The organism is Colwellia sp. (assembly GCF_013215345.1).
Lineage (GTDB): Bacteria > Pseudomonadota > Gammaproteobacteria > Enterobacterales > Alteromonadaceae > Colwellia.
In genome coordinates this window covers 1-3,585 of sequence record NZ_JABSOV010000216.1, presented here as the reverse complement: position 1 = coordinate 3,585, position 3,585 = coordinate 1, and the positions used below count along the sequence as shown (strand labels likewise).

The 3,585-nt window shown below is 39.4% G+C and carries 2 protein-coding genes; both read right to left on the bottom strand.

From position 1 onward, the window contains the following. On the bottom strand, positions 1 to 2,062 hold a 2,062-nt coding region (locus HRT50_RS18290), incomplete at its 3' end, for a TonB-dependent siderophore receptor (RefSeq protein ID WP_291617174.1). Between the two features lie 718 nt (positions 2,063 to 2,780). Further along, positions 2,781 to 3,584: an RNA polymerase sigma factor RpoH gene (gene rpoH, locus HRT50_RS18285; RefSeq protein ID WP_291617172.1), complete on the bottom strand. Its 804-nt coding sequence runs from the start codon at positions 3,582 to 3,584 to the stop codon at positions 2,781 to 2,783. Between the last annotated feature and the right edge of the window lies 1 nt (position 3,585).

Genomic DNA, 3,585 nt, shown 5'->3' with positions numbered 1-3,585 from the left:
CATTCCAATCAATACCTGAAGTATTTTGTTGGCCAATGTTAGTTAACGCTGACGTCATATCATCTAACTCACCTTGACCATCTTTGTTAATGTTAATGGTTGCACAGGCAACTTGGTCGCCATCTTTACACTTATTCATTTCAGCTTGCACATTTACACGGCTAATGGCGTTGGTAATATCAAACTTCCAGTAATCCATGGTAGTAGATAGACCATCAGTGATTTCCCATACTACACCAGCAGTGAATGACTCACTCTCTTCTGGTTGTAAATCGGGATCACTTGTATAGTTAACTTCGATTTGTGCATCTTGTGCGTTTTCCCACGGGTCAGATAAATAATCGAAAGAACCTGAGTTACCGCCGAATAACTCACTAACACTTGGCGCTCTAAAACCTGTTGCCGCAACTGCTCTAAGCATTAAACCATCAGTAATACTATAAGTAGCACCTAACTTCCACGTAGCTGCGCCACCAAAAGTCGAGTAGTTATCGTAACGAGTCGCCGCTTCTACTGTGAAAGAATCAGTTACTGGTACAGAAATTTCACCGTAAAGAGATTGAACAGAGTAATTTCCTTCTGTTGGATCTTGTTGAGATGCAGTACTTTCACCGGCCTGAGTAACTAAATCGGGGGTGTAGTAACCACTTTCAAAACGGCTTTCAACACCAATTGCATAACCAATATCAGATTCATTAATACCGCTAAAACCTGCAGCTAAGGTAAATTGCTCATTACCACCTTGGTTTTCTTCGGTGTACATAACACCTTCACTCATCAAGAATTCCTGTGATAGTGGATCACCACTGAACCACTTATCTTGATCTAAATATATGCTTTTTTCCATATTACCGGCATGGATAGAGTTACCAACACTGTCTTTTGAGTCATTGCGACCATAAGTTGCTGACATATCCCACTGAGTGTCATTACTTAAATAACCAACTAGGCCAACAGAAGCACGATAAGTATCAGTTTCTTGAGCATAAATACGTGGTCCTGCATCAGTCATACGACGTCTATAATTTAGAGTGTCAAGTTCAGGAATTAAAACTTCGCCAACATTAATACAATTACCGATATTGTATTGACCTGGCTGACAAACATTTAAATCGATATTCGCTGGCTGTGGTGCCATTTGTTGATTTGACTCACGACGTGTGTACATAAAGTCAATACTTAACTCAGTATCATCTGCTATTTCAGTATTAAAAGTGGTAAATAAACTCAATAACTCATTAGGTGTTTGTGCATAGCTATCATCAGTGTAATCATACTTGTCACTATCCTCTAGCTCTCTCCAACCACCTTCAGCATCAGGAACCATACCACCTAAAGAACCACCAGGAACAAATGAGGATTTCCCTGCAGGGACAAAATCACGGTCCGACTGAATGACTTCACCACGGTTTGAGTACTGAACACCAACTACGATGTTACCACCAGCAAGTTCACTGCCGTGTAAAATACTAAAACCGCCGCTTTCGCCATCACCTTTATCGGTAATGCTGCCATCAGCTGTTATTTCTGTACCTTCAAAATCTTTTTTAGTAATGATGTTAACTACACCCGCAATAGCATCTGAGCCGTATACTGCTGAAGCACCATCTTTCAAAATTTCAATGCTTTTAATCATTGAAACAGGAATAGTATTTAAATCGACTGAAGAATCTGCACCCGTACCAGAAGCAACCATACGACGACCATTTAATAACACTAACGTACGTTGCACTCCCATACCACGTAGGTTAACTGTTGCAGAGCCACCTGAACCATTGTTCGATGTTGCACCTAGGCTCATACCTGATGCAGCTGGCTGCATAGATAAAATCTCTTGTACTGAAGTAAAGCCACTTTTAGCAATAAAGTCAGACGAGATTACTGTTACTGGACTAGCTGTTTCAACATCAGTTCTGTTAATGCGAGAACCGGTTACGGCAATGCGTTCTACTTCTTCTGCGCCTTCTTGGGCAATTGCTTGTACTGTAGTCATTGATGTTGCGGCTAGGGCAATCATTACTGCGCGAGTAACTACATTCTTTCTGGCTGTTCTTAGGCTCATTACTTCTACCTTTTTATAGTAAATTATTGGGAACTGATATATACCCGTTCCTATTCAAAGTGCAGGATTTCAGTGGGAGTAAAATGACTTTAGGCAAGGAAAATAATTTAAGCATAGTCATTCTATGGTTTGATTATTTAACGCCGTATAAAGTCATTTTAAACCCATCGAAGAAGCGCTTGAGCAACACCACTACATCGTTGCACACCTTTGTCAGGGAATAACCATTACTACAGAGATGCGCCTTGTATTGAAATTGCTCAAGCACTCTGAAACATGCATCTTGATTGGGAAGGGGTATTAATCAATTGACATTAATACTGCGCGATCTATTTGCAAAAGTTCGATCTAAAGTGTTGTAATTTAGTTAACTCTGCAACGACATTGTGACTTTGTTGGCGACACATGTGATCGAGTGTGATCCAAGTGGCTATTTTTTAACTGGTCGACTAGGTTAATTAGCAACTAGCCGCGTTAAATCACTGAGTTTTTTGTAAGTAGCTGTGTGATTAAACAAAGTTACAGACATAAAAAACCGACATTAAGTCGGTTTCTGTAAACAGGGTATTAGTTAAAGCTTAATCAAAGATCATGGCGTTTTTTAGCTAGCGACTAGCTCAACTAGCAAGTGACTGCGTACTTATATAAAGTCAGTAAACACCAGGCACAAAAAAACCGACATCAAGTCGGTTTCTTTAAACAGGATATTTGCTAAAGCTTAATCAAATACCATGGTGTTTTTCAGTTTAAACAGGGCATTCTTTTCTAACTGCCTAACACGCTCTGCTGATATCTGGTATTTATTGGCCAGCTCTTGCAAGGTTGTTTTATCTTCAGTTAACCAACGTGTTTTTATAATATCTTGGCTGCGTTCATCAAGAGTCACCAACGCAGTTGATAATTTTTGATTGGCATGATTATCCCAATTCTTATTTTCAACTTCAACGGCTAAATCTGACTGCTTATCTTCAAGATATTGAGCTGGAGAAAAACTACCGGCACCTATGTTATCATCATCGTCTTTTGATAATTCAAACGATTGGTCATGGCTACTCATACGAGATTCCATTTCCATAACATCTTTAGTGGTTACACCAAGGCTCTCTGCTACTGTATTTACTTCTTCAGTACTAAACCAGCCTAAACGTTTTTTATTTTTACGAAGATTAAAAAACAATTTACGTTGCGCTTTAGTGGTGGCAACTTTAACAATGCGCCAGTTTTTAAGCACATATTCATGAATTTCCGCTTTGATCCAATGCACAGCAAAAGAAACCAAACGTACACCCACTTCCGGGTTAAAACGTTTAACGGCCTTCATTAAGCCAACATTACCTTCTTGCACTAAATCAGCATGGGGTAAACCATAACCGGAATAACCTTTAGCTACATGAATAACAAAACGTAAGTGCGACATAATAAGTTCTTGAGCCGCTGATAAATCATTGTCGTTATAAAGGCGAGTAGCCAGATCATGCTCTTTTTCAGCCGTTAGCATTGGAATATTATATGCAGATTGCATA

Coding starts and splice junctions, on each gene's coding strand:
- rpoH (WP_291617172.1), bottom strand. CDS start 3,584: ATGCAATCTGCATATAATATTCCAATGCTAACGGCTGAAAAAGAGCAT.